The sequence below is a fragment of the Polaribacter sp. Hel1_33_78 genome, assembly GCF_900106075.1.
GTDB lineage: Bacteria > Bacteroidota > Bacteroidia > Flavobacteriales > Flavobacteriaceae > Polaribacter.
In genome coordinates this window covers 2,595,495-2,618,997 of sequence record NZ_LT629794.1, presented here as the reverse complement: position 1 = coordinate 2,618,997, position 23,503 = coordinate 2,595,495, and the positions used below count along the sequence as shown (strand labels likewise).

Here is a 23,503-nt window from a genome sequence, read left to right as displayed (position 1 = left end):
GCCTGAAACTGAAATTAGCTTCAGAAGAGAATTGCTGAGAGGTTGCAAGCCCAATCTTATTTTTATATTTTTCTACAAAAAATTAGAAGTTAATTGTTTTCTTATGATATTTTATAAAAAAACCATCTCTTTTGAGAGGGTTTAAAAGTTAATTTTTAAAAATATGTTTGCTACATATAATCTTCTATTGGGTTGCAGGAACAAATTAAGTTTCTATCGCCATAGGCGTCATCAACTCTTCTTACGGTTGGCCAAAATTTATTATCAGCAATGTAGGCTAAGGGAAAAGCAGCTTGCTTTCTTGTATATGGTAATGACCAATCATCAGAGGTTAGCATTTCTTGAGTATGAGGCGCGTTTTTCAGAGGATTATTTGCATTTTCCTTTGTCGCTTCAGTTATTTCTTTACGAATAGAAATCATTGCATCACAAAAGCGATCTAATTCCGAAATACTCTCAGATTCTGTAGGCTCAATCATCATTGTTCCGCCAACTGGAAAGGAAACAGTGGGTGCATGAAAACCATAATCCATTAATCGTTTTGCAATATCTACAACTTCAATCCCATTTTGTTTAAAATCTCGGCAATCAATAATCATTTCGTGAGCTGCACGTCCTTTTTCACCTGTATATAAAGTAGGGTAATAGCCCTCTAAACGTTCTTTAATATAGTTCGCATTTAAAATTGCTGTTTTTGTTGAATCTGTCAACCCTTTTGCACCTAACATGGTAATATATCCATAAGAAATTAAACACGCCAAAGCAGAACCCCAAGGTGCAGCGGAAATTGCAGTAATTGCATTTTTTCCTCCAGTTGCAATGATAGGGTTGGTTGGTAAAAATGGTACTAATTGCGGAGCTACACAAATTGGGCCAACTCCTGGGCCACCGCCGCCATGTGGAATGGCAAATGTTTTGTGTAAGTTTAGGTGACAAACATCTGCACCAATGGTTGCAGGATTTGTTAATCCAACTTGGGCGTTCATATTTGCACCATCCATATAAACTTGACCTCCGTTATCATGAATTATTTTGGTAATTTCTTGAATTTCACTTTCAAAAACTCCATGGGTTGAAGGATAGGTTACCATTAAGGCGGCTAAATTATTTTTATGGATTTCAGCTTTTTCAAGTAAATCAGCTAAATCTATATTTCCATTTTCAGCAGTTTTGGTAACAATAACTTTCATTCCTGCCATAACAGCAGAGGCAGGATTTGTGCCGTGAGCAGAAGCAGGAATTATACAAATATTTCTATGTGAATCTCCATTTGATTGATGATATGCTCTAATTGTCATTAAGCCTGCAAATTCTCCTTGCGCACCAGAATTTGGTTGCAAAGAAGTACCAGCAAAACCAGTTACAATATTTAATTGGTGTTCTAGTTTTTGTAAAACTTCTTGATAACCTTCTGCTTGATTCAGCGGTACAAAAGGGTGAATATTTCCCCATTGTGGATTACTTAAAGGTAACATTTCTGAAGCTGCATTTAGTTTCATTGTACAAGAGCCTAAAGAAATCATAGAGTGATTCAATGCTAAATCTTTACGCTCTAGTTTTTTGATATAACGCATCATATCAGTTTCAGATTGATATGTGTTAAATATTTCATTATCTAAAAATGAAGTGTTTCTTTGTACGTTTTTTTCTATATTGTTTACTTTAGAAATAGAAGGTATAGTGTTAGAATTTAAGTTTAAAACTTCTGTAAAAACAGCAATAATTGCATTTAATTCTTTTAAACCAGTAGTCTCATTAACAGATATAGACAAAGTTCTATCATCGATATAATTAAAGTTTATCCCGTTTGCTTCAGCAACAACTTTCACTTTTTGGGATTCAGCTTTAACTGTAATAGTATCAAAATAAGAAGTGTTGGTTTGTTCAATTCCTAAATCAGATAATTTATTAGCTAAAGTGATTGTTTTATTGTGAACAGAATCCGCTATAAATTGTATTCCGCTTTTTCCATGAAAAACAGCATACATTCCTGCCATTACCGCTAATAAAACTTGTGCAGTACAAATATTTGAAGTTGCTCTCTCGCGCTTAATATGTTGCTCTCGTGTTTGTAAAGCCATTCTCAAAGCACGTTTTCCATTTTTATCTTTGGTAACGCCAATAATACGACCAGGAATACTCCTTTTATAAGCCTCTTTTGTTGCAAAATAGGCTGCATGAGGACCACCGTAACCCAGAGGGATTCCGAATCGCTGTGTTGTTCCTACTACTACAGAAGCACCAAATTCTCCGGGCGCTTTTAATTTTACTAAGGATAAAATATCCGCAGCAACAGCTACTTTTATCTTATTTTTGTTCGCTTTTGATACAAAACTTTCGTAATCGAATATTTGCCCAAATTTCCCTGGATATTGTAAAATTGCTCCGAAAAAATCATCACCAAAATTAAAATCTTCATGATTACCAATTACCAATTCAATCCCAATAGGAATTGATCTTGTTTGCAATAAGGATAAAGTTTGTGGTAGTATTTCGTTAGAAACAAAAAACTTATGTGCACCCGATTTTTTCTTTGCTCGGTCTCTAACATCAAATAACAATGCCATCGCTTCCGCAGCCGCGGTAGATTCATCTAATAAGGATGCATTTGCTAATTCCATGCCTGTTAAATCGCAAATCATCGTTTGGTAATTCAACAAAGCTTCTAATCTACCTTGCGCAATTTCCGCTTGGTAAGGAGTGTAAGCAGTGTACCAACCTGGGTTTTCTAAAATATTACGCTGAATTACACTTGGCACAATTGCTTCATGATATCCTAAACCTATATAACTTTTAAAAACTTTGTTTTTTTCTGAAAGTTCTTTTATATGCGCTAGATACTGATATTCGCTCATAGCAGGTTCTAAATCTAAAGGATTTTTTAGACGGATATTATCAGGAACAGTTTCATTAATTAAGTCCTCTAAACTATTAGCTTTAATGGTAGCTAACATTTTTTCTTGCTCTGCATTACTAGGACCAATATGCCTAAGTTGAAACGAATTTGTATTCATTTATTAAGTTTTGTATACGATTTATTTCAATCGATTTCGTGTTCTTTTTTGCTTGAAAAAAAAGATTTTTTTTGGCACTTCAAAAATAAGAATTAAATAAATTAATTACTCCCTGAAAATGAATAAAATGATGTTAATTATTAACTAAAAATCGATGTTATGAACAGAAAGGTTATTTTTGTTTAATGAATTTTTTTAAAATAATATTTAATTTTTATATCAATGCCAGTATTCACGTGGGTTTCACTGTTTATGCTTTTGTAAGGATCACTGAACAATATTTTGGACTATCTTATAATGAGAATTTAAATTATTTTATTTTCTTCGGAACGATTACGGGTTATAATTTTGTTAAATATGCTAGTGTTGCAAAATTACATCATAGAAGGCTAACAAAAAATTTAAAAATAATCCAAATATTTTCTTTTTTTTGCTTTATAGGAATGGGTTATTATGGCTATCTAATTCCCAAAAATACGCTGCTTTATATAATTCCACTCATACTACTTACATTTTTGTATGCTGTTCCTTTTTTAAGTGGATTTCATAAAAGTTTGCGTCAGGTGAGTTATTTGAAAATTGTAGTTGTAGCATTAGTTTGGACAGGATTTACTGTATTAATACCTTTAGTTGATGTAGATAGAGAAATTTCCATAAATATTATGTTAATAATGTTGCAACGTTTTTTAATTGTAGTGGTTTTAATAGTGCCTTTTGATATCAGGGATGTAAAATATGATGCTATTTCTTTGCAAACAATTCCTCAGAAAATCGGTATCAGAAACGCCAAAAAATTAGGTTTAATGTTGCTGGTACTTTCATTAGTTTTAGAATATTTATTCACTACTTCAAATGTGGTAAAAACACCATTTATGATTTTCTTTTTTCTATTGATTATTCTGGTAATGAGGGCAAAAACAGATCAATCTAAATACTATAGTTCTTTTTGGGTAGAGTCGTTACCAATTGTTTGGTGGTTGCTTCTTTTGGGATTTCATAATTTTTAAGAGGTTAATGTGTTTTTTTTTGTAAAGTTTTTTGATATTTAAACTATATAAAATAGATATCATAAAACTATACAATTACTTCTTACTTACCTGCTAAATTTGTAGATTTACTTGCTTAAAAACAACTCAGATTCTGAAAGAAATGATTACCGAAAAAAGAAATTATATTTTCGATTTTGATAGCACTTTAACGCGTGTAGAAGCATTAGATGTTTTAGCTGAAATTACGCTTCAAGACAACCCTAAAAAAGGAGAAATTATTCAAGAAATAATAGATATTACTAATTTAGGGATTGATGGTGAAATATCTTTCACAGAATCTTTAGAAAGAAGAATTAAGTTGTTAAACGCGAATGAAGCTGATTTATCAGGTTTAGTAGCAGCTTTAAAAAAACAAGTATCAAAATCGATAGAAAGTAACAAAGAATTTTTTGAAAATTTTGCGGATAATATTTATGTGATTTCTTGTGGATTTAAAGAATTTATAGATCCTATTGTAGAAGAATACAATATCCCTTCAGAAAGAGTGTTCGCAAATACGTTTAAGTTTGCAAAAGACGGAAAAATTATTAGTTTTGATGCTGATAATCCACTTTCCCAACACAACGGAAAAATACAGTGTCTAAAAGACATGAATCTAGAAGGAGAAATACAAGTAATTGGTGATGGGTACAGTGATTATGTAACTCGTGAAGCTGGAGTGGCAGATAAGTTTTTTGCTTATACAGAAAACGTTTCAAGAGTTAAAACAACAGAAAATGCTGACCATATTGCCCCAAATTTAGATGAATTTTTATACGTAAACAAGTTGCCAAGAAATATCTCATATCCCAAGAATAGAATTAAAATTTTATTATTAGAAAACGTGCATCCAGATGCTTTCTCGAAGTTATCTACAGATGGTTTCTCAGTCGAGACAGTTTCTAAAAGTTTGTCTGAAGATGAATTGATAGAAAAGATAAAAGACGTGCATGTTTTAGGTATTCGTTCTAAAACAAACGTTACACAAAGAGTTGTTGCTGCTGCTGAAAAATTGATGGTAGTAAGTGCTTTTTGTATTGGGACAAAACAAATTGATTTAGAAGCTTGTAAAGAAAAAGGAATCGTTGTTTTTAATGCTCCTTATAGTAATACACGCTCTGTAGTAGAGTTGGCAATTGGAGAAATTATTATGTTAATGCGTAGTGTTTTTCAGAGAAGTACAGAAATACATAATGGTCAGTGGAATAAGACAGCAGAAGGTAGTAGAGAAGTTCGTGGTAAGAAGCTAGGAATTATAGGTTACGGTAATATTGGTAAACAATTATCTGTATTGGCGGAAGCTTTAGGAATGGATGTTTATTATTATGACGTTGAAGATAAATTGGCACTAGGTAATGCAACTAAAATGAATACTTTAAAAGAGTTGCTGGGAATTTCTGACGTGATTACTTTGCATGTTGATGATAATGCAGCGAATAAAAACTTCTTCGGAGAAACAGAAATCTCTCAAATGAAAGATGGTGCTCATTTAGTAAACCTTTCTCGTGGATTTGTAGTTGATATTAATGCATTAGCAAATGCATTGAAAAGCGGAAAAATAGCGGGTGCGGCGGTTGATGTTTATCCTTCTGAACCAAGAAAAAACGGAGAGTTTTACACAGAGTTAAAAGGGTTGTCAAACGTTATTTTAACACCACATGTTGGCGGAAGTACAGAAGAAGCTCAGAGAGATATTGCAGATTTTGTTCCTAGTAAAATTATGGCCTATATAAATTCTGGAAATACGGTGGATGCTGTAAACTTCCCAAATATTCGTTTACCAAGACAAACCAATGCGCATCGTTTTTTACACATTCATAAAAATGTTCCAGGCGTAATGGCAAAAATCAATAAGATTTTAGCAAAATATGATTTGAATATTACGGGTCAGTATTTATCTACCGATCCTAAAGTTGGTTATGTAATTACAGATTTAGATAAAGAATACAACAAAGAGGTAATTGAAAAATTACGAAACGTAGAGGGAACAATTAAGTTTAGAGTTTTGTATTAACTATCTCTTTAAATTTTAAAAAAGAATACCCTTCGGATTTTAAGAAACTGAAGGGTATTTTTTTAAGCTTTTTTTTCTTGTTTCTTTGAAGTCAGAAATGAAATACAGGCCAATATTAATGGTTGAGTTATAATTTTATTTTTTCTTTTAAGTCAATAATATTATGATCTTCAATATTTAGATAACGTTTGCTACCTAGATAACGATTCCTATTCATTTCATCATAATGAGATTGGTTTTTATCCATAGAACTCAAATGTACATTTCCAGATGCATGAATGAATTCCATTTTATCATTGCCCAACCAAATTCCTACATGCGTTACTCTTTGGTTTTTTTCTGGTGTAGCTTTTCTTCCAAAGAACAACAAATCTCCTTTTTCTAAGCCTTCAAATTTTAAATTGATGTCAACAGTTTTACCTGCATTAATTTGTTGTGAAGCATCTCTTGGAATGATAACCCCATTCATTAAATAAACCATTTTTGTAAATCCACTGCAATCCATTCCTTTAGAAGAAGTTCCTCCCCATAAATAAGGAAAACCAATCATTGTTCTAGATATTGATTCAATATTTTCTTGGGTAGCTTTTAAGTTTTTTAGCCAAGAAAGATAGATGACAGCTTCATTTTTCTTGATAAAACCAATTCTGTTATCAGGATATTTTACCTCATAAAATTGATGGTCTTCAGAGACATATTGCAGCGATCCTCCAAGAGTAATATCAGAAACAATTATAGCGTTTTCAGATTTTTCACCGTATACATAACCAAAATTCTTTGTAAAAATTATTTTTTTAGAACGATTCCAAGTATCAATTTCAGTCTTATTCATTCGTGTAATTCCTCCTTTATCAACCCAAGAGATATAATTATCAGGAGTTTGAATTCTATAAAAATCACCTTTTTTATCCAGTACTTTTAAAGCCATTCCTAATAAACCTTGAGTACCTAATTCAGCAGAGTGTTTTGGTTGAGAACGAATGTTTATAACTGAATTTCTCGCTACCGCAAATTGTTGATTTCCTACCGCAGAATCTGGCAAAATGCGAACTGCATTGATGAAGTCAACGTTTCTTTTATTTAAACTATCTTGAAGTATAGAAAGCGCTTTTTTAGAAGTAGTTTCTCCTTTTAAAATTATTTGATTATTCAAAAATTCGAATTGAATATCAAATAATTCAACTCTTTTGTCCGGAGCAAATACTTTTTTTATAGCTGTTCGCACGTTTTCTAATTCAGTCATCGTTTTTTCACTGTCTTTACAAGACAGGGAAACAGTCAATAGTAATAGAAAAAAAAGCTTTATGATTTTCATTAATAAGATATTTTTCAGCTAAAATACAAAAAATCAAAACTCAAAAAACTGAATTCTCAATAGGATTGTTTTATATTTGAGGTAAATCATTTTTTATTAGATGCAGTATCAAAATTCTTTAGCATACGCTAAACAACAAGATAAAGAAGATAAAATTTCTTATCTACGAAATCGATTTCATATTCCGAAAGATAAAAACGGCAGCGATTGGTTGTATTTTACTGGAAATTCTCTTGGTTTACAGCCAAAATCTACAAAAGACTATATCAATCAAGAATTAGAAGATTGGGCAAATCTTGGAGTTGAAGGTCATTTTGAAGCAAAGAATCCATGGTTGAATTACCATGAATTGCTAACGGATAAAATGGCAAGAATTGTTGGTGCAAAACCAATTGAAGTTGTAGTGATGAATACATTAACAACTAATTTGCATCTTTTGATGGTTTCATTTTATAGACCAACGAAAGCAAAATATAAAATTGTTATAGAAAGTGACGCTTTTCCTTCAGACAGATATGCAGTGCAATCGCAACTTAAGTTTCACGGTTTTTCAGAAGATGACGTTATTGAATGGAAACCAAGAAAAGACGAGGTATTATTAAGAATTGAAGATTTAGAACAAATTGTTTCGGAACAAGGAAACGAAATTGCATTGTTATTAATTGGAGGCGTAAATTATTATACAGGTCAGTTTTTAGATATAAAAAAAATTGCAGAAATAGGACATTCTAAAAAGTGTATTGTTGGAATTGACTTAGCGCATGGAGCAGGTAACATTCAACCAAATTTACATGATTCTGGGGTAGATTTTGCAGCTTGGTGTACGTATAAATATTTAAATGCTGGTCCAGGAAGTTTAGCAGGATTATTTGTGCACGAAAAGCATGCTAAAAATAAAGATTTACCGCGTTTTGCTGGTTGGTGGAATCATAATAAAGAAACCCGTTTTAACATGCGTCAACCATTTGATGTGATGCAAGGAGCAGAAGGTTGGCAATTGTCAAATCCGCCAATATTATCGATGGCTGCAATAAAAGCATCTTTAGATATGTTTGACGAGGTTGGAATGGATTCTTTAAGAGATAAGTCAGAAAAGTTGACAGGTTATTTTGAGTTTCTAATTAATGAAATTAATTCTGAAAACATTAAGATTATTACACCATTAAATCCAAAAGAACGAGGATGTCAATTGTCCATTCAAGTAAAAAATGCAGACAAAAGTTTACATAAAAAACTAACAGAAAATAATATTATAACCGATTGGAGAGAGCCAGATGTAATACGTTGTGCACCCGTACCAATGTATACTTCGTTTGAAGATGTATATAGAATGGTTTCAATTTTAAAAGATTTGCTATAAATGAATAAAAAAGATAAAATACTAATTATTGGAGCAGGACTTTGCGGTTCATTGCTAGCTTTAAGACTTGCACAAAGAGGTTTTGAAGTAGAAGTATATGAGAGTAGACCAGATTTAAGAACTACAAATATTTCTGCGGGAAGAAGTATAAATTTAGCATTATCAGACAGAGGTTTAAAGGCATTGCGTTTATGTGGAATGGAGGAAAAGGCAAGAGAATTTTGTATTCCTATGTTTGGTAGATTAATGCACGATGCACACGGAAAAACCTTTTCTTCAAATTATTCAGGGAGAGAAAATGAATTTATAAATTCAATTTCTAGAGGTAATTTGAATGCTCTTTTATTAGACGAAGCAGAAAAACACGACAATGTAACTATTCATTTTAATAAACAGTGTAGAACTGTAGATATAGAAAATACAGTTGCTCATTTTAAAGATTATCAAACTAAAGAGGAGTTCTTTGTTCATGCTGATGTAATTTTTGGTTCAGATGGAGCTGGCTCATCATTGCGAAAAAGCTATATTTCTGAGCGTAAATTTTTGTTTAGTTATTCTCAAAACTACTTAAATCATGGGTATAAAGAATTAGAAATTCCTGCTAATAAAATGGGCACTCATCAAATAAGTAAAGAGCACTTGCATATTTGGCCTCGTGGTGATTTTATGTTAATTGCGCTGCCAAATATGGACGGAAGTTTCACGGTAACTTTATTTTTAAGTTATGATGAAGGTGAATTTAATTTTGAGAATTTAACTTCAGAAGATAAAATTACAGCATTTTTCGAGAAAGAGTTCCCAGATGCTTTGGCTTTAATTCCCAATATAAAAGAGGAGTTTATAAACAATCCAACAGGGCCGTTGGGAACTATAAAATGTTCACCTTGGAGTTATAAAAATAAAACTTTATTAATTGGTGATTCTTCGCATGCTATTGTGCCTTTTTATGGGCAAGGTATGAATGCTTCTTTTGAGGATGTTTTTGTGTTTGATGAAATTTTAAATCAAAATTTAGAAACTTGGGAAGCCGTTTTTAAAGCATATCAGAAAGCTAGAAAACACGATACAGATGCCATTGCAGATCTGGCGATTGATAATTTTCATGAGATGAAAGATCACGTTGCGAATCCGATTTTTAAAGAAAAAAGAAAAATAGAAATGGATTTAGAAAAAATATTTCCGACCGAATATTTTTCTAAATATTCTTTAGTTACTTTTAATGAGAATATTGGTTATAATGAAGCCATGAATAGAGGAAGAGCGCAAGATAAGGCGCTATTGAATTTAATTGCAGATAATGACATTTCTACTTCGTTAGAGATGTCAATAGAGGAATTGGAAATCGTGTTGAGAAAAGTACAAGAAGAAACAAACGAAATTTTGCAAGAAGATAAAATTGCAGGTATGAATGAAAGAAATTAAAATTAAAAACAAAGGAATAAAAGAGGATGAATATAAAATTTATAATGATTTGTATCTGTTGTCCAACATAATTTACAAGGACTAATATTTTTAACAATTTATTTAACGGAAATTAAAAAGAACAGCAATCACAAGAAATGTAAGAACCACATTAAGGTTATTAGAATTAGCAATAGAATAATATGTCAGATAAAAAAGTAACACCAAGAGGAGCATATCCGCACGTAAAAGTAGTAGGCGATTTTATTTTTGTTTCAGGAACGAGTTCAAGAAGAGCAGATAATACTATTGCAGGAGTTGATATAATTGATGAAATGGGAACAAAATTTCTAAACATTGAAACTCAAACAAGAGAAGTTTTACAAAATATTGATAAAAACTTACAAGCAGTTGGAGCGAGTATAAATGATGTGGTGGATGTTTCTACATTTTTGGTAAACATGAATGATTTTGCAGGATATAATAAAGCCTATGCAGAATTTTTTAATGCAGAAACTGGTCCAGCAAGAACAACTGTTGCGGTACATCAATTACCACATCCAGATTTGGTAGTTGAGATTAAAGTAACGGCTTACAAGAAATAATTATGAAAAGTATTATCGCAATATCAGTTTTTTCATTGATCCTGAGTTCTTTAAGTGCACAAGAAAACTGGGATCCAAAAATTAATTCAAAACTTTCAGAAGTTTTAGTTAGTCATAAAGAATTTGTAAGCATTCCTAACTTGCCTGCTGATAAGCAAAAAATGTATGAGAACATTGATTGGGTTAAAAATAGATATGAAAAAGTAGGGTTCCAACTAAAAAAATTAGAATCATCCACATTACCAGTATTATTTGCTCAAAGAATACTCGATCCAACGTTTAAAACAGTTTTATTTTATTTTCATTTGGATGGACAGGCTGTAAACCCTAAAATGTGGAATCAAAAAAATCCGTTTCACCCCATGTTAAAAGAACAAAAGGAAGATGGAGACTGGAGAGCAATTACTTGGTCCAGTTTAAAAGGGGAAATTAATGATGATTGGAGAATTTTTGGAAGAGCCGCCGCAGATGATAAAGCGCCAATTATAATGTTTTTGTCCGCTCTAGAATTATTGCAAAAACAGCACCAAAATCCTAAATTTAATATTAAAATTATTTTCGATTTGGAAGAGGAGTATGGTTCTCAAGGTTTTTTATCAACTTTAAAAAAGTATAAAGAAGCATACAGGTCTGATTACATGATTATTATGGACGGTCCTGCTCATAACTCTAATCAACCAACATTAACGTTTGGGTGCAGAGGAATTGCTACATGCAGTATTACTACATATGGATCAAAATTGCCTCAACATAGCGGACATTATGGAAATTATGTTTCTAATCCAGTATTTAGTCTTTCTAGGTTACTCACTTCAATGAAATCTGATGATGGAAAAGTCTTGATTAAAGATTACTACAAAGGAATTAACATAAATAAAGCAGTATCTAATATCCTAAACTCAGTTCCAGACAGCACAATTGATATTAATAATTCGTTACTGATTCATAAAGCAGAAAGTGTTGGAGAAAATTATCAAGAAGCATTGCAATATCCTACTTTAAATGTTAGGCAAATAGGTACTTCATGGAAAGGAGAAGGTTTAAAAACTATTATTCCTGAATATGCAACGGCAAATATTGATGTTCGTTTGGTAGTTGAAACTGATGGGGAATTACAATTGGAGAAAATTAAAAAGCATATTAAAAATCAAGGATTTTTAGTTTTGGATAGAGTTCCGACTGATAAAGAAAGGCTTGAAAATTTTAAAATTGTAACTTTTAAAGGGAATTCTGGTGTAAATGCTTTTAGAACTCCATTGAATTCTCCATTTGGAGAAAAATTAAGAATCTCTTTAACCTCAATATTTGGCAAGAAACCCGTTAGCATTAGAACTATGGGAGGAACTGTTCCAATTATTTCGGCAATTAGCGAACTAAATATTCCTGCTATTATTGTTCCGATGGTGAACATGGATAACAATCAGCATAATCCAAACGAAAACATAAGAATTGGAAATATTAGGCAAGGAATTAAAATTTGTTTGGCTATTTTAAACACGAGTTTATAGTATGGGGAATATACAAAACTACATAAATGGTGAATTTGTGAATCCAATTAAAAATAATTGGATAGACAATTACAATCCATCAATTGGGAAGGTTTGTGGACAAATACCTAATTCAACAAAAGAAGATGTAGAAATAGGATATTTAGCTGCAGCAAAAGCTTTTCCCAAATGGTCCAATACCACTTTAGAAGAAAGAAGTAAAATCTTAGCGAAAATAGCAGGTTTAATTCTAGAAAAATTAGATTTTTTAGCAAAGGCAGAATCTGAAGATAATGGAAAACCAATCAGTTTAGCAAAACAGATCGATATTCCAAGGGCTGCGAGTAATTTTCAATTTTATGCAAATGCAATTACACAGTTTTCAACAGAAGCTCACGAGAGTCTTGGTTTAAATGCGTTGAATTTTACACTTCGCCAATCAATAGGAGTTGTCGGTTGTATTTCTCCTTGGAATTTACCGTTGTATTTATTTACATGGAAAATTGCACCAGCAATTGCTGCAGGTAATTGTGTCGTTGCAAAACCAAGTGAAATTACGCCAATGACAGCGTATTTATTAGGAGAAATTTGTAACCAAGCCGGCCTCCCAAAAGGGGTGCTAAATATTATTCATGGCATGGGTAGCTCAACAGGACAAGCAATTGTAGAACATCCAAATATCAAAGCAATTTCTTTCACAGGAGGAACAAGAACGGGTGCCCAAATAGCTAGAATTGCAGCGCCAATGTTTAAAAAGTTATCTCTGGAATTAGGAGGGAAGAATCCAAATATCATTTTTGCAGATTGTAATTATGATAAAATGTTGGAAACTACAGTTCGTTCTTCATTTGCAAATCAAGGTCAGATATGTTTATGTGGAAGTAGAATTTTTGTGGAAGAAAAAATCTACGAGAAATTCAAAAAAGACTTTATTGAGAAAGTGGCTGAATTAAAAGTAGGACATCCATCAGAAAAGAACACAAATATTGGTGCTTTAGTTTCTAAAGAACATTTAGAAAAAGTAAAGAGTTATATTGATATTGCATCAAAAGAAGGCGGAAAACTTTTGTTTGGAGGTGAAAGAGTAAGTGTCAATAATTGCGAAAATGGATACTATTTACAGCCTGCAATTATAGAGGTTTGGGATAATCAATGTAGATTAAATCAAGAAGAAATTTTTGGACCTTTAGTCACAATTATGTCTTTTAAAACGGATGAAGAAGCATTGCAATTAGCGAATGATGTAAAATATGGGTTGTCATCAACTTTATGGACGAATAACTTAAACAGAACCATGCAGTTCTCTAAACAATTACAGGCGGGAATTGTTTGGGTAAATACTTGGATGTTACGTGATTTAAGAACCCCTTTTGGTGGACAAAAAGATTCTGGTATTGGTAGAGAAGGAGGTTTTGAAGCTTTACGGTTTTTTACAGAACCTAAAAATATTTGTATTCAATACGAATAAGGTAAAGGAAATTAAAATATATAAATGGATTTGATCTTGACTCGTATGAGGTTAGATTTGGATAATAGATTACAAAGATGAACTTAGAACTAAAAAATAAAAATGCTTTGGTTTGCGGCAGCACACAAGGAATTGGAAAAGCAACTGCAATTTTGTTGGCAGAAGAAGGGGTAAATGTAACTTTGATAGCTCGAAATAAAGAGAAGTTAAAAAAGGTTTTATCAGAATTACCAAATGAGAATCAATGTCATAGTTATTTAGTGGCAGATTTTTCGAAGCCAAATGAATTAAAAGAGATTTTAGAAGCATCAGATTTACAATTCCATATCTTGGTAAATAATACAGGAGGTCCTGCAGGAGGTCCTATATTTAATGCGAAATTAGAGGAATTTGATAGCGCTTTTACACAACATTTGAAGTGCAATCATATATTAGTACAAAGTTTGGTGCCCTTCATGAAGTCTCAATGTTTTGGTAGAATTATAAACGTAATTTCTACATCTGTAAAACAACCTTTAGATGGTTTGGGTGTTTCCAATACAATTCGTGGTGCGGTAGCTAGTTGGTCGAAAACGTTGGCAAATGAGTTGGGTGAATTCGGAATTACTGTAAATAATGTATTGCCAGGAGCCACAGGAACAGCACGTTTAAAAGAAATTATAGACAATAAAGCCAATAAAACAGGAAAGTCTTTTGATGAAGTTGCTGAAGCTATGAAAAATGCTTCCCCGGCAAAACGTTTCGCAAAACCAGAAGAAGTGGCTGCTGCAATTGTGTTTTTATCAAGTAAAAAAGCAAGTTATATAAACGGAATTAACATTCCTGTTGATGGCGGTAGAACAAAAAGTTTGTAAATTGATAAAAATCTAAAGAATATGAGCAATTTAGTAAAGCCTTTAAATTTTAAGAATTGGATTGATGAACATCGTCATTTATTAAAACCGCCTGTTGGTAACAAACAAGTTTGGGATAACGGGGAATATATTGTAATGGTTGTTGGTGGTCCAAATAATAGAAAAGATTATCATTATAACGAAACTCCTGAGTTTTTCTATCAAGTAGAAGGAGATATGATTTTAAAAATTATAGATGATAATGGGGCAATGATTGATGTTGAAATCAATGAAGGCGATATTTATCTATTACCAGCAAAAGTTCCTCACTCACCACAAAGAAAAAAACACACAGTTGGTTTAGTCATAGAATATCCTCGTTCTGAAGGAATGTTAGATGCATTGGAATGGTATTGCGAAAACTGTGGAAACGCTTTATATAGAGAAGAGTTTGCTCTGAATAATATAGAAACGGACATGCCAAGAATATTTGACAATTATTATTCTGATAAAGAAAAATGTACATGCGAAGCTTGTGGAACTGTAATGCAAGGACCAAATAAAATTAAATAAATGAAACGTAAACTGCGTATTAACGGACACTCACATTTATTGCCTTATCCAGAGGAAATTCCTAAGTTTATGAAAGATAAAGGGATTTTTTGGGTAGATGAAGATCGAAAATTTATGCTGCAAAAAGATTGGAGTCGTCCGGTAACAGATTCTAGCTTTTTCTTAGATGAAAAATTAGAGTGGATGGATCAATTTAAAATTGATCATGCGGTAGTTTTAAACTTATCGCAATTATATGGAAACGGTTTGCGCGTTGAAGAAATGAAACAAGCATTGCGTTTTCAGAACGATTTTAATGCGAAAGTTCAACACGAAAACCCCTCAAAATTTACTTGTGGTTTCGTAGTTCATCCGGGTTTTGTGCGCGGAGCTTGTTGGGAAATAGAACGTTGTGTAGAAGAATTAGGGATGCGTTTATTGTGTTTACCAACACACTACATGGATACAATTGGAACTTGGAGATGTATTTTTGATGAAGAAAATGAACCCATTTTTGAATTAGCAAGTAAATATAATTTAGCAGTTGAAATTCATCCTTATGATGGAGAGAAGTTTATTAAACTAGAAAATACTTCTTGGCGATTTCATTTAATTTGGATGTTGGCGCAATGTGCAGATGCCTATCATTTTTTAACGTTAAATGGTTATTACAAAAAGTTTCCAAATATGCGTGTGTGTTTTGCTCACGGTGGTCAATTAGCGCAAATGAATTTAGGAAGACGAATCCAAGGTTTTGATGGAAGGCCAGATTTATTTGAAGGAAAAACACATCCTAGAAAAGCAGTTGGGCATCCAAATATTTTCTTTGATACATTAGTTCACGATACAGGTTCTTTAGGATTGCTCGTTAAAAATCAAGGTGTTAAACAAGTGTTAATGGGATTAGATGATCCTTATCCTCTAGGAGAAATGGAGAGTGAAATACAATCTTCTTATCCCGGAAAAATTTTAGATTTAGCAAAAGAACAAAAGATTTTAACCGAACAAGATTGTGATGCTATTTGGGAAGATAATGTCTTACAATGGTTATTTGGTGATGACGAAAAAGCGAAACAAGAATTGATTACAAAAATTTTAGAATAATGCCTTAATTATTCTTTAGAAAAGATTTGCACTCCGGAACTACAAGATTCATTTGGAAAATTGTTTTCTTTAATAAATTTTAAAAAAAATCAGTCTACTTTTATAGAAATTGTTTTATTTGAATCTAAGTTAAATTTAGCATCTTTATACTTAGGAGGCCCCATAAAACCTTTTACATTATTGGATATTCCTAAAGGTTCTTTTGGAATTCTAAAAAAGTTTGTATCCATTTTTTTATTATCATTTTCGTCATGGAAAGATGAAATTGCATACACTCCTTTTGGCAAATTTTTAAATATAACTATAGATTTTTTGTTTTTTATTACTACAATTTCACCCTTAAACGGTTTTTTTAAAAAGGTGTTTTCCGTGTTGTAAAGAGCCACAAAAAGGTTTCCTTTATTAGACTTCATTCCAAAGAATTCTATTGTTAAATTAAGTGTTTCTTTTTCTTCTTGTGCATTGATGTTGCTTACAACACTTAAAATTAAAGCCGCTATTAAAAGTAGTTTTTTCATGACTGTTGTTTTAAGATGATTCAAATCTCTGATGTTTTTTAATTTTAACACAAGAACCATGCTCAATTGAGATTATTTAATGATGAATTTTAATTTACAAAATAGGAATACATAAATCAACAATAAATTTGTTTTCTGAATGTTCTTTTGCGTTGTTATAATAAATTTCAAAAGGGTCTATGGTAGATTTTTTATATCCGTTTTGAACCATCCATTTAAAATTAGATTCCCATGCTTGTTGAAATTTATTGGGAGTAATCTCAAATCTAGAAACAATACATTTTGTCGGTTCTAGGGTTCTTAAATTCACTTCTCCATCAACTTTTAGAGCATGACTTAGCACAATACAAGCACTCATGCGTAAATAATTTGAATCCGTAATTGGGGCTATCATGATAAATTGTAAGCATTCTTGTTTCTTTATTTATCAAATCTTGGGGAGTTGCCCATTTTACCAATCTATCATAAACATTTCCTATAGCTTCCATTTTTCCTTTGTGAGAAATATAAGCTAATTCTAATTTATCACTTTGTTTTACTTTTGTATTTGTATTCATTTCAACCAATTTAAAGTATTATTGATATTGCTCAAAAAAAGATCAATTTTTATAATTATTTAATAAAAGTCGTTAGTGGTTATCTTTAAAGCTAAAGCTATTTTTATTCTTATAAGGTCTAATAATTAATCGAGTTTCTCTATCAAAACGAATATAATTATACACCCAATTTAGAAAAACAATGGCTTTGTTTCTAAAGCCAATTAAAGAAAATAGATGAACAAACATCCAAACAAACCAAGCAAAAACTCCTTGAAACTTCCATTTTGGTAAGTCTACCACCGCTTTATTGCGTCCAATGGTTGCCATAGAACCTTTATCATTATAAACAAATGATTTCAGTGTTTTATTGAATAGTTTTGCTAAAATATTTTTAGCCACCAATCTTCCTTGTTGTATAGCGGGTTGTGCCATCATTGGATGTCCGTAAGGTTTTTCTTCGGATGCCATGCAAGCTACATCACCAATTGCATAGATATTTGGGTGACTCAAAACTTGATTATATTCATTAACTTTAATTCTAGCCGCTCTTTCAATTACACATTCTGCATGCAACCCATCAATCATTTCACCTTTTACGCCGGCAGCCCAAATAACGGTTTCTGCCTTAAAATGATCTTGACCACTTGTAGTTACTATTTTTCCATCATAATCTAAAACACGCAAGTTTTTCCAAACATTAACTCCTAAATTAATTAGAAAATCCTCTGCTTTTTCAGAAGCTTTTGCACTCATTCCTTTTAAAATACAATCAGAACTTTGTATTAAGTTTATTTGCATTTTACGGATGTCTAAATCCGGATAATCTTTTGGAAGAATTCCTTTTTTCATCTCGGCTAAAGCACCGGCTAATTCTACTCCTGTTGGTCCACCTCCCACAATTATAAAATTCATTAAAGCATTTCTTTCTTCAATATTGGAGGTTAGTAAAGCTTCTTCAAAGTTCTCTAAAATTAAACTTCTAATGTTTAAAGATTGAGGAATAGACTTCATTTCCATTGTATGTTTTTGGATATTCGTGTTACCAAAAAAGTTGGTTTTAGATCCTGTTGCAATGATTAATTCATCATATTCCAAATTACCAATTGAAGTTTCAACTATTTTTTTTTGTGGATTTATTTTTTTGACTTCTGCCAATCTAAAGTAGAAGTTTTCAACATCATTAAAGAGTTTTCTTAAAGGAAAAGCAATGGAATCTGGCTCTAGACCACCAGTTGCAACTTGGTAGAGTAAGGGTTGAAAAGTATGGTAATTGTGTTTGTCTATTAAAATAACTTGCAGTTCTTGTTCTTCTAATCCTTTTGCAGCAGCTAAACCTGCAAATCCGCCACCAATAATAACAACTCTTGGAAAACTAGTTTGTGGAATGTTCATTTTTTTGGATGGATATAATTTTAGATTATTAGAGTTATAAATTTACTAAAAAGAGGTGATTTTTTAATTGAGACTTCTCTTTATTTCTTGAAGGCTTCTCTCTGAATTGATATATTGAGAAATAATTTTAAATCGTAATTCTTCAATTTCTAGATCGAAATGTTTCGCCCATTTATCATCTTTAAATAATTGAGTTATTTGTTTCATTTTTTTTTGCGCTTCAGAATAGTTGAATGAATACTGAGTTGAGTCCTCTTTTTTTGGTTGAATTTTAGTCATTTTTTCATCAAAATTAACTTCAATGAGAAATGTTTTTTCTGATGAATTTATAGGGTAGAAACTATTCCATTTTGCAAAACCAATAACTATTTGTTGATTCTTGTAATTCTTATTCGCAATAATTTTCCATCTACAATTGGCAACTCTTCCCCAATGATTCGATTTTCTATAAACTCCCTCATCAGTATAAAAATAAATACTTTCAGATTTACTTTTATAGATTGTCTCTTCTGGGAATTCAAAGTTCTTAACTTGTTGAAATTCGCAAAAAGTATGTTTAAAAAAATTTTTATGGTGAAATGTTTTCAAAAATTATTTTTTTGTAAAAGTAATTAAAATCGTCATTTCGAGGAACGAAGCAATCTTATAATTTAACAAAAGATTGTCACAGAAAGAAAAATTTTCTTCACAATGGTATATAAAAAAACGCAATCAAATTAATGATTGCGTTTTTAGTTGGTTTCTGAATTATTAAAATTCAGAAATATCTATTTTGAGATTCCGTTTTTCAACGGGATAAGCGATTCATGCAATAAAGTTATAAAACTTTATTGGTTCTCTGCTTACTTCACTTCTTCGAAATCTACATCTTCAACATTGTCACCCTGAGCATCACTTGCTTCTGGTTCGCCTTGTTGAGCTCCTGCATCTGCACCAGCAGCGCCTTGTTCAGCAGCATACATTTCTTCAGATGCAACTTTCCAAGCTTCGTTTATAGTTTCCATTGCAGCAGTAATTTGTGCAACATCTTTAGATTCATGAGCAGCTTTTAACTCAACCAAAGCAGCTTCAATTGGACCTTTTTTATCATCAGATAATTTATCACCAAATTCTTTTAATTGTTTTTCCGTTTGGAAAATCATAGAATCTGCTTCATTAATCTTCTCTGCAGTTTCTTTGGCAGCTTTATCGGCATCCGCATTTGCCTCAGCTTCTTGTCTCATTTTAGCGATATCTTCTTCAGATAAACCAGAAGAAGCTTCAATTCTAATTTCATGAGATTTGTTAGTTCCTTTATCTAAAGCAGAAACTTTAATGATACCATTTGCGTCAATATCAAAAGTAACTTCTACCTGAGGAACACCTCTTTGTGCTGGAGGTAATCCATCTAAATGAAAACGACCAATAGTATTGTTATCTGCAGCCATGGCTCTTTCACCTTGTAAAACGTGAATTTCTACCGATGGTTGATTGTCTACTGCTGTAGAAAATACTTGTGATTTTTTAGTAGGAATGGTTGTGTTTGCATCAATTAATTTTGTGAAAACATTCCCCATAGTTTCAATACCTAATGATAAAGGAGTAACGTCTAATAACAATACATCTTTAACATCTCCAGATAAAACTCCACCTTGAATTGCAGCTCCTAATGCAACAACTTCATCAGGATTTACACCTTTACTTGGTGCTTTTCCAAAGAATTTTTCAACAGCTTCTTGTACCGCAGGAATTCTTGTAGAACCACCAACTAATACGATTTCATCTATATCAGAAATTGATAAATCAGCATTTTTTAAAGCTGTTTGACAAGGTTCAATTGTTCTTTTTACTAAATCATCAATTAAAGCTTCAAATTTAGCTCTGGTCATAGTTCTTACCAAGTGTTTAGGTCCGCTAGCGGTAGCCGTAATATAAGGTAAGTTAATTTCTGTTGATGTTGTGCTAGATAATTCAATTTTTGCCTTTTCAGCAGCTTCTTTTAAACGTTGCAAAGACATTGGGTCTTTACGTAAATCCATACCCTCTTCAGTGTTAAATTCATCAGCTAGCCAGTTGATTATTTTTTCATCAACATCATCACCACCTAAATGAGTATCACCATCTGTAGCTAATACTTCAAAGACACCATCTCCTAATTCTAAGATAGAAACATCATGTGTTCCACCACCAAAATCAAAAACAACAATTTTTTTATCGTCATTAGATTTGTCTAATCCGTAAGCTAATGCAGCAGCAGTAGGCTCATTTATAATTCTCTTTACTTTTAAACCTGCAATTTCACCAGCTTCTTTTGTAGCTTGACGTTGTGCATCATTAAAATAAGCGGGTACAGTAATTACTGCTTCAGAAACATCAGTTCCTAGGTAATCTTCAGCAGTTTTTTTCATTTTCTGTAACACCATTGCAGAAATTTCTTGAGGTGTATATAAACGACCATCAATATCTACTCTTGGCGTATCATTATCTCCTTTTACTACTTTATAAGGAACTCTTTTCGCTTCTTTAGTAGATTCAGAAAATTTGTTACCCATAAAACGTTTAATAGAATAAACTGTTTTTGTTGGGTTGGTTACAGCTTGTCTTTTTGCTGGATCACCAACTTTACGTTCTCCCCCTTCAACGAAGGCAACTATAGATGGTGTTGTTCTTTTTCCTTCTGCATTAGGAATTACAACTGGCTCATTTCCTTCCATTACAGAAACACATGAGTTTGTTGTACCTAAATCGATTCCAATTATTTTACTCATAATAATTTATTTATATTATTTTTTAAATTCAATTTTACAATTTCTATTATTCAAAGTGTGTGCCAACTGCTTTTTGACTTGAAAATGTCAGTTTTTAAAAAAAAATATTTAAATTTATGTGACATTATGACATAATATGTATCTAATATATTGAATGGATGAATATGAAAAGTATTTTTATTTTCTTATATTTGAATAGTTCAATTAAAATTAAATATTATTTAAATCACTAAACACCTAATTATGAGTAAATTTGACGAGAAAGTAGCCCAGTATTCTAAGTTTATGGACGAGAAAGGTCTAAATTACGATGCAGACTTATTAAGAGCTGTAACAAAAGGCCTTGGTCCATCTATTTATAAAAGAGACGCGGAAACTGTTTCTGGGTCTGATGCGAAAGAATTAGCGACAGTTAAAAAGAACTTTTTAATGAAAAAGTTAGGATTGGCAGAAGGACCAAAATTAGATGAGGCAATAGCAAAAGTTGTTGAAGCTATAGGGAAATCTGAAAGAAGTAAATATAGAGCTGTAGTTTACTATATGCTAGCTGTAGAATTCGGTAAGGAATCTATTTATAAATAATATAAATTTATATTTTTGATAAAAAATCCAACTCATTGAGTTGGATTTTTTACATTTACAAAATTTTTAAGTTTAATTTTGTCAATGTCACAATTTATTAGTGTTTTTGATATGTTGAAGATTGGTGTTGGTCCATCAAGCTCGCATACTCTTGGGCCTTGGAGAGCTGCCCAAAAATGGATTAAAATTTTAAAAAAAGATAAGTTATTTCACCAAATTGATGGAATTAGAATTGACTTATTTGGTTCTTTATCTTTGACGGGAAAAGGACACGCCACTGATTATGCCATTTTATTGGGTCTAAGTGGTACAGATCCTGAATATATTCCTATTAATGACATTGAGCAGATTATCACTCAAATAAAAACTCAAAAGAAATTACAATTTAACAACGAAAAAGAAATTTCTTTTTCAGTTGAGAATGTTGTTTTTAATAAAGATTTTCTTCCTTTTCATGCAAATGGAATAATGTTTAGAGGGTTTTGTAAAGGCAAAGAAATTCCTACTCAAACTTTTTATTCTATTGGTGGAGGCTTTATTGTGCAAGAAAACGATCATTTAGAAGATGAAATAGAAATAAATAAAAAGAACTTTCCTTTTCCTATAAACAGAGCCATTCAATTAGAAGAATATTGCGAAAAAGAAGATTTATCTATCTCTGAAATTGTTTACAAAAATGAATTGGAACTTAATTCTGCAGAACATATAGATAAAGAAATTCATAGAATTTGGTCAACCATGTTAGAGTGCATGTATATAGGTTGTCATACAGAAGGGAAACTTCCAGGCGGTTTAAATGTAAAAAGACGCGCTTTTGATACACATCAAAAACTAATTAAAGATACAAGCTATACAAATCCAGAACAATGGATTACAGCGATAAGAAGCACTGAAGTTAAATTTAGAGAAATTTTAAAATGGGTAAGTTGTTTTGCGCTTTCAGTAAATGAAGTAAATGCTTCTTTAGGTAGAGTTGTAACTGCTCCCACAAATGGAAGTGCAGGTGTAATACCTTCAGTTTTAATGTATTATTTGGTGATTGAAAACCATGATGCTGATTTTAGTCATGTTAAAAAGTTCTTATTAACAGCAGGTGAAATTGGTAGTATTTTCAAGAAAAACGCCACAATTTCTGCAGCAATGGGAGGCTGTCAAGCCGAAATTGGAGTTTCTTCTGCAATGGCAGCAGCAGCTTTAACAGAATTATTAGGGGGTACTGCAGCACAATCTTTGGTGGCTGCCGAAATAGCAATGGAGCACCATCTGGGCTTAACTTGTGATCCTATTGGAGGTTTGGTGCAAATACCTTGTATAGAAAGAAATGCAATGGGCGCAATTAAAGCAATTAGCGCGGCAGAAATGGCTTTAGAAACCAATCCCAAAGAAGTAAAAGTTCCTTTAGATAAAGTAATTGATACGATGTGGGAAACCGCAAAAGATATGCATAAAAATTATAAAGAAACTTCAGAAGGAGGCTTGGCTATTAATGTTGGTTTGGCAGATTGTTAAAAAAAAAAGTCCAAAAGCTTTTTAAGACTTTTGGA

20 protein-coding genes are annotated in these 23,503 nt (G+C 31.9%); 12 read left to right on the top strand and 8 right to left on the bottom strand.

Going from position 1 to position 23,503, the window contains the following annotated elements; translation table 11 throughout:
- Window positions 1-170: 170 nt before the first annotated feature.
- The gene (gene gcvP, locus BLT88_RS11285; RefSeq protein WP_091954848.1) at window positions 171-3,014 is read right to left on the bottom strand and encodes an aminomethyl-transferring glycine dehydrogenase; all 2,844 of its coding nucleotides are present in this window, start codon (window positions 3,012-3,014) and stop codon (window positions 171-173) included.
- Window positions 3,015-3,199: 185 nt separating this feature from the next.
- Here gcvP and BLT88_RS11280 point away from each other — a divergent pair, with 185 nt between their 5' ends.
- Together BLT88_RS11280 and serA are read left to right on the top strand one after the other, a co-directional pair.
- The gene (locus BLT88_RS11280; RefSeq protein ID WP_091954847.1) at window positions 3,200-4,021 is read left to right on the top strand and encodes a hypothetical protein; all 822 of its coding nucleotides are present in this window, start codon (window positions 3,200-3,202) and stop codon (window positions 4,019-4,021) included.
- A gap of 142 nt (window positions 4,022-4,163) precedes the next feature.
- A complete protein-coding gene (serA, locus tag BLT88_RS11275; protein WP_091954845.1) occupies window positions 4,164-6,056 on the top strand; it encodes a phosphoglycerate dehydrogenase in 1,893 nt (630 codons plus the stop codon).
- Between the two features lie 127 nt (window positions 6,057-6,183).
- Here the strand turns inward: serA and BLT88_RS11270 are convergent, their stop codons facing one another.
- Window positions 6,184-7,371, bottom strand: a complete 1,188-nt coding sequence (locus BLT88_RS11270) for a C40 family peptidase (RefSeq protein WP_091954844.1) — start codon at window positions 7,369-7,371, stop codon at window positions 6,184-6,186.
- A 100-nt stretch (window positions 7,372-7,471) separates the two neighbouring features.
- Between BLT88_RS11270 and kynU the strand changes: the two genes are divergently transcribed.
- The 8 genes from kynU (at window position 7,472) to BLT88_RS11230 (ending at window position 16,181) form a co-directional block, all read left to right on the top strand.
- Window positions 7,472-8,731, top strand: a complete 1,260-nt coding sequence (gene kynU / locus BLT88_RS11265; RefSeq protein ID WP_091954842.1) for a kynureninase — start codon at window positions 7,472-7,474, stop codon at window positions 8,729-8,731.
- Window positions 8,732-10,153, top strand: coding sequence for an NAD(P)/FAD-dependent oxidoreductase (locus BLT88_RS11260; RefSeq protein ID WP_091954841.1), 1,422 nt, complete (start codon window positions 8,732-8,734; stop codon window positions 10,151-10,153). It abuts the gene before it with no gap.
- A 182-nt stretch (window positions 10,154-10,335) separates the two neighbouring features.
- Window positions 10,336-10,737, top strand: coding sequence for a RidA family protein (locus tag BLT88_RS11255; protein WP_091954839.1), 402 nt, complete (start codon window positions 10,336-10,338; stop codon window positions 10,735-10,737).
- Window positions 10,738-10,739: 2 nt separating this feature from the next.
- Complete coding sequence (locus BLT88_RS11250) at window positions 10,740-12,245, top strand: M20/M25/M40 family metallo-hydrolase (protein WP_091954838.1); 1,506 nt, start codon at window positions 10,740-10,742, stop codon at window positions 12,243-12,245.
- 1 nt (window position 12,246) lies between these two features.
- Window positions 12,247-13,692, top strand: coding sequence for an aldehyde dehydrogenase (locus BLT88_RS11245; RefSeq protein ID WP_091954837.1), 1,446 nt, complete (start codon window positions 12,247-12,249; stop codon window positions 13,690-13,692).
- A 77-nt stretch (window positions 13,693-13,769) separates the two neighbouring features.
- The gene (locus BLT88_RS11240) at window positions 13,770-14,546 is read left to right on the top strand and encodes an SDR family oxidoreductase (RefSeq protein WP_036783702.1); all 777 of its coding nucleotides are present in this window, start codon (window positions 13,770-13,772) and stop codon (window positions 14,544-14,546) included.
- Between the two features lie 21 nt (window positions 14,547-14,567).
- Window positions 14,568-15,098 carry a 3-hydroxyanthranilate 3,4-dioxygenase gene (locus BLT88_RS11235; RefSeq protein WP_091954835.1) on the top strand — a complete coding sequence of 177 codons (531 nt, stop codon included), beginning with the start codon at window positions 14,568-14,570 and terminating at the stop codon, window positions 15,096-15,098.
- A complete protein-coding gene (locus BLT88_RS11230) occupies window positions 15,099-16,181 on the top strand; it encodes an amidohydrolase family protein (RefSeq protein WP_036783706.1) in 1,083 nt (360 codons plus the stop codon).
- A gap of 89 nt (window positions 16,182-16,270) precedes the next feature.
- On the opposite strand, the gene BLT88_RS11225 is transcribed toward BLT88_RS11230, so the two are convergent.
- From BLT88_RS11225 to dnaK, 6 genes are all read right to left on the bottom strand, one after another.
- A complete protein-coding gene (locus BLT88_RS11225; RefSeq protein WP_091955783.1) occupies window positions 16,271-16,699 on the bottom strand; it encodes a DUF2141 domain-containing protein in 429 nt (142 codons plus the stop codon).
- 94 nt (window positions 16,700-16,793) lie between these two features.
- Entirely contained in the window at window positions 16,794-17,057 is a 264-nt protein-coding gene (locus BLT88_RS11220) for a GyrI-like domain-containing protein (RefSeq protein WP_231959989.1), read from the bottom strand.
- Entirely contained in the window at window positions 17,017-17,256 is a 240-nt protein-coding gene (locus BLT88_RS14170; RefSeq protein ID WP_157691215.1) for a GyrI-like domain-containing protein, read from the bottom strand. The genes BLT88_RS11220 and BLT88_RS14170 overlap by 41 nt, the downstream gene beginning before the upstream one ends.
- A gap of 72 nt (window positions 17,257-17,328) precedes the next feature.
- On the bottom strand, window positions 17,329-18,630 hold the full coding sequence (locus BLT88_RS11215; protein WP_091954832.1) for an NAD(P)/FAD-dependent oxidoreductase: 1,302 nt from the start codon (window positions 18,628-18,630) through the stop codon (window positions 17,329-17,331).
- Between the two features lie 63 nt (window positions 18,631-18,693).
- Entirely contained in the window at window positions 18,694-19,218 is a 525-nt protein-coding gene (locus BLT88_RS11210; RefSeq protein ID WP_091954831.1) for a hypothetical protein, read from the bottom strand.
- 254 nt (window positions 19,219-19,472) lie between these two features.
- A complete protein-coding gene (gene dnaK / locus BLT88_RS11205; RefSeq protein WP_091954830.1) occupies window positions 19,473-21,377 on the bottom strand; it encodes a molecular chaperone DnaK in 1,905 nt (634 codons plus the stop codon).
- A 243-nt stretch (window positions 21,378-21,620) separates the two neighbouring features.
- Between dnaK and BLT88_RS11200 the strand changes: the two genes are divergently transcribed.
- On the top strand, window positions 21,621-21,959 hold the full coding sequence (locus BLT88_RS11200; protein ID WP_036783715.1) for a DUF2853 family protein: 339 nt from the start codon (window positions 21,621-21,623) through the stop codon (window positions 21,957-21,959).
- An 84-nt stretch (window positions 21,960-22,043) separates the two neighbouring features.
- A complete protein-coding gene (locus BLT88_RS11195) occupies window positions 22,044-23,468 on the top strand; it encodes an L-serine ammonia-lyase (RefSeq protein ID WP_091954828.1) in 1,425 nt (474 codons plus the stop codon).
- Window positions 23,469-23,503 lie beyond the last annotated feature (35 nt).

What these genes read in the sequence shown, in the direction of transcription:
- gcvP (WP_091954848.1), bottom strand. Translation starts at nt 3,014, where the DNA reads ATGAATACAAATTCGTTTCAACTTAGGCATATTGGTCCTAGTAATGCA.
- BLT88_RS11280 (WP_091954847.1), top strand. Translation starts at nt 3,200, where the DNA reads ATGAATTTTTTTAAAATAATATTTAATTTTTATATCAATGCCAGTATT.
- serA (WP_091954845.1), top strand. Translation starts at nt 4,164, where the DNA reads ATGATTACCGAAAAAAGAAATTATATTTTCGATTTTGATAGCACTTTA.
- BLT88_RS11270 (WP_091954844.1), bottom strand. Translation starts at nt 7,371, where the DNA reads ATGAAAATCATAAAGCTTTTTTTTCTATTACTATTGACTGTTTCCCTG.
- kynU (WP_091954842.1), top strand. Translation starts at nt 7,472, where the DNA reads ATGCAGTATCAAAATTCTTTAGCATACGCTAAACAACAAGATAAAGAA.
- BLT88_RS11260 (WP_091954841.1), top strand. Translation starts at nt 8,732, where the DNA reads ATGAATAAAAAAGATAAAATACTAATTATTGGAGCAGGACTTTGCGGT.
- BLT88_RS11255 (WP_091954839.1), top strand. Translation starts at nt 10,336, where the DNA reads ATGTCAGATAAAAAAGTAACACCAAGAGGAGCATATCCGCACGTAAAA.
- BLT88_RS11250 (WP_091954838.1), top strand. Translation starts at nt 10,740, where the DNA reads ATGAAAAGTATTATCGCAATATCAGTTTTTTCATTGATCCTGAGTTCT.
- BLT88_RS11245 (WP_091954837.1), top strand. Translation starts at nt 12,247, where the DNA reads ATGGGGAATATACAAAACTACATAAATGGTGAATTTGTGAATCCAATT.
- BLT88_RS11240 (WP_036783702.1), top strand. Translation starts at nt 13,770, where the DNA reads ATGAACTTAGAACTAAAAAATAAAAATGCTTTGGTTTGCGGCAGCACA.
- BLT88_RS11235 (WP_091954835.1), top strand. Translation starts at nt 14,568, where the DNA reads ATGAGCAATTTAGTAAAGCCTTTAAATTTTAAGAATTGGATTGATGAA.
- BLT88_RS11230 (WP_036783706.1), top strand. Translation starts at nt 15,099, where the DNA reads ATGAAACGTAAACTGCGTATTAACGGACACTCACATTTATTGCCTTAT.
- BLT88_RS11225 (WP_091955783.1), bottom strand. Translation starts at nt 16,699, where the DNA reads ATGAAAAAACTACTTTTAATAGCGGCTTTAATTTTAAGTGTTGTAAGC.
- BLT88_RS11220 (WP_231959989.1), bottom strand. Translation starts at nt 17,057, where the DNA reads ATGAGTGCTTGTATTGTGCTAAGTCATGCTCTAAAAGTTGATGGAGAA.
- BLT88_RS14170 (WP_157691215.1), bottom strand. Translation starts at nt 17,256, where the DNA reads ATGAATACAAATACAAAAGTAAAACAAAGTGATAAATTAGAATTAGCT.
- BLT88_RS11215 (WP_091954832.1), bottom strand. Translation starts at nt 18,630, where the DNA reads ATGAACATTCCACAAACTAGTTTTCCAAGAGTTGTTATTATTGGTGGC.
- dnaK (WP_091954830.1), bottom strand. Translation starts at nt 21,377, where the DNA reads ATGAGTAAAATAATTGGAATCGATTTAGGTACAACAAACTCATGTGTT.
- BLT88_RS11200 (WP_036783715.1), top strand. Translation starts at nt 21,621, where the DNA reads ATGAGTAAATTTGACGAGAAAGTAGCCCAGTATTCTAAGTTTATGGAC.
- BLT88_RS11195 (WP_091954828.1), top strand. Translation starts at nt 22,044, where the DNA reads ATGTCACAATTTATTAGTGTTTTTGATATGTTGAAGATTGGTGTTGGT.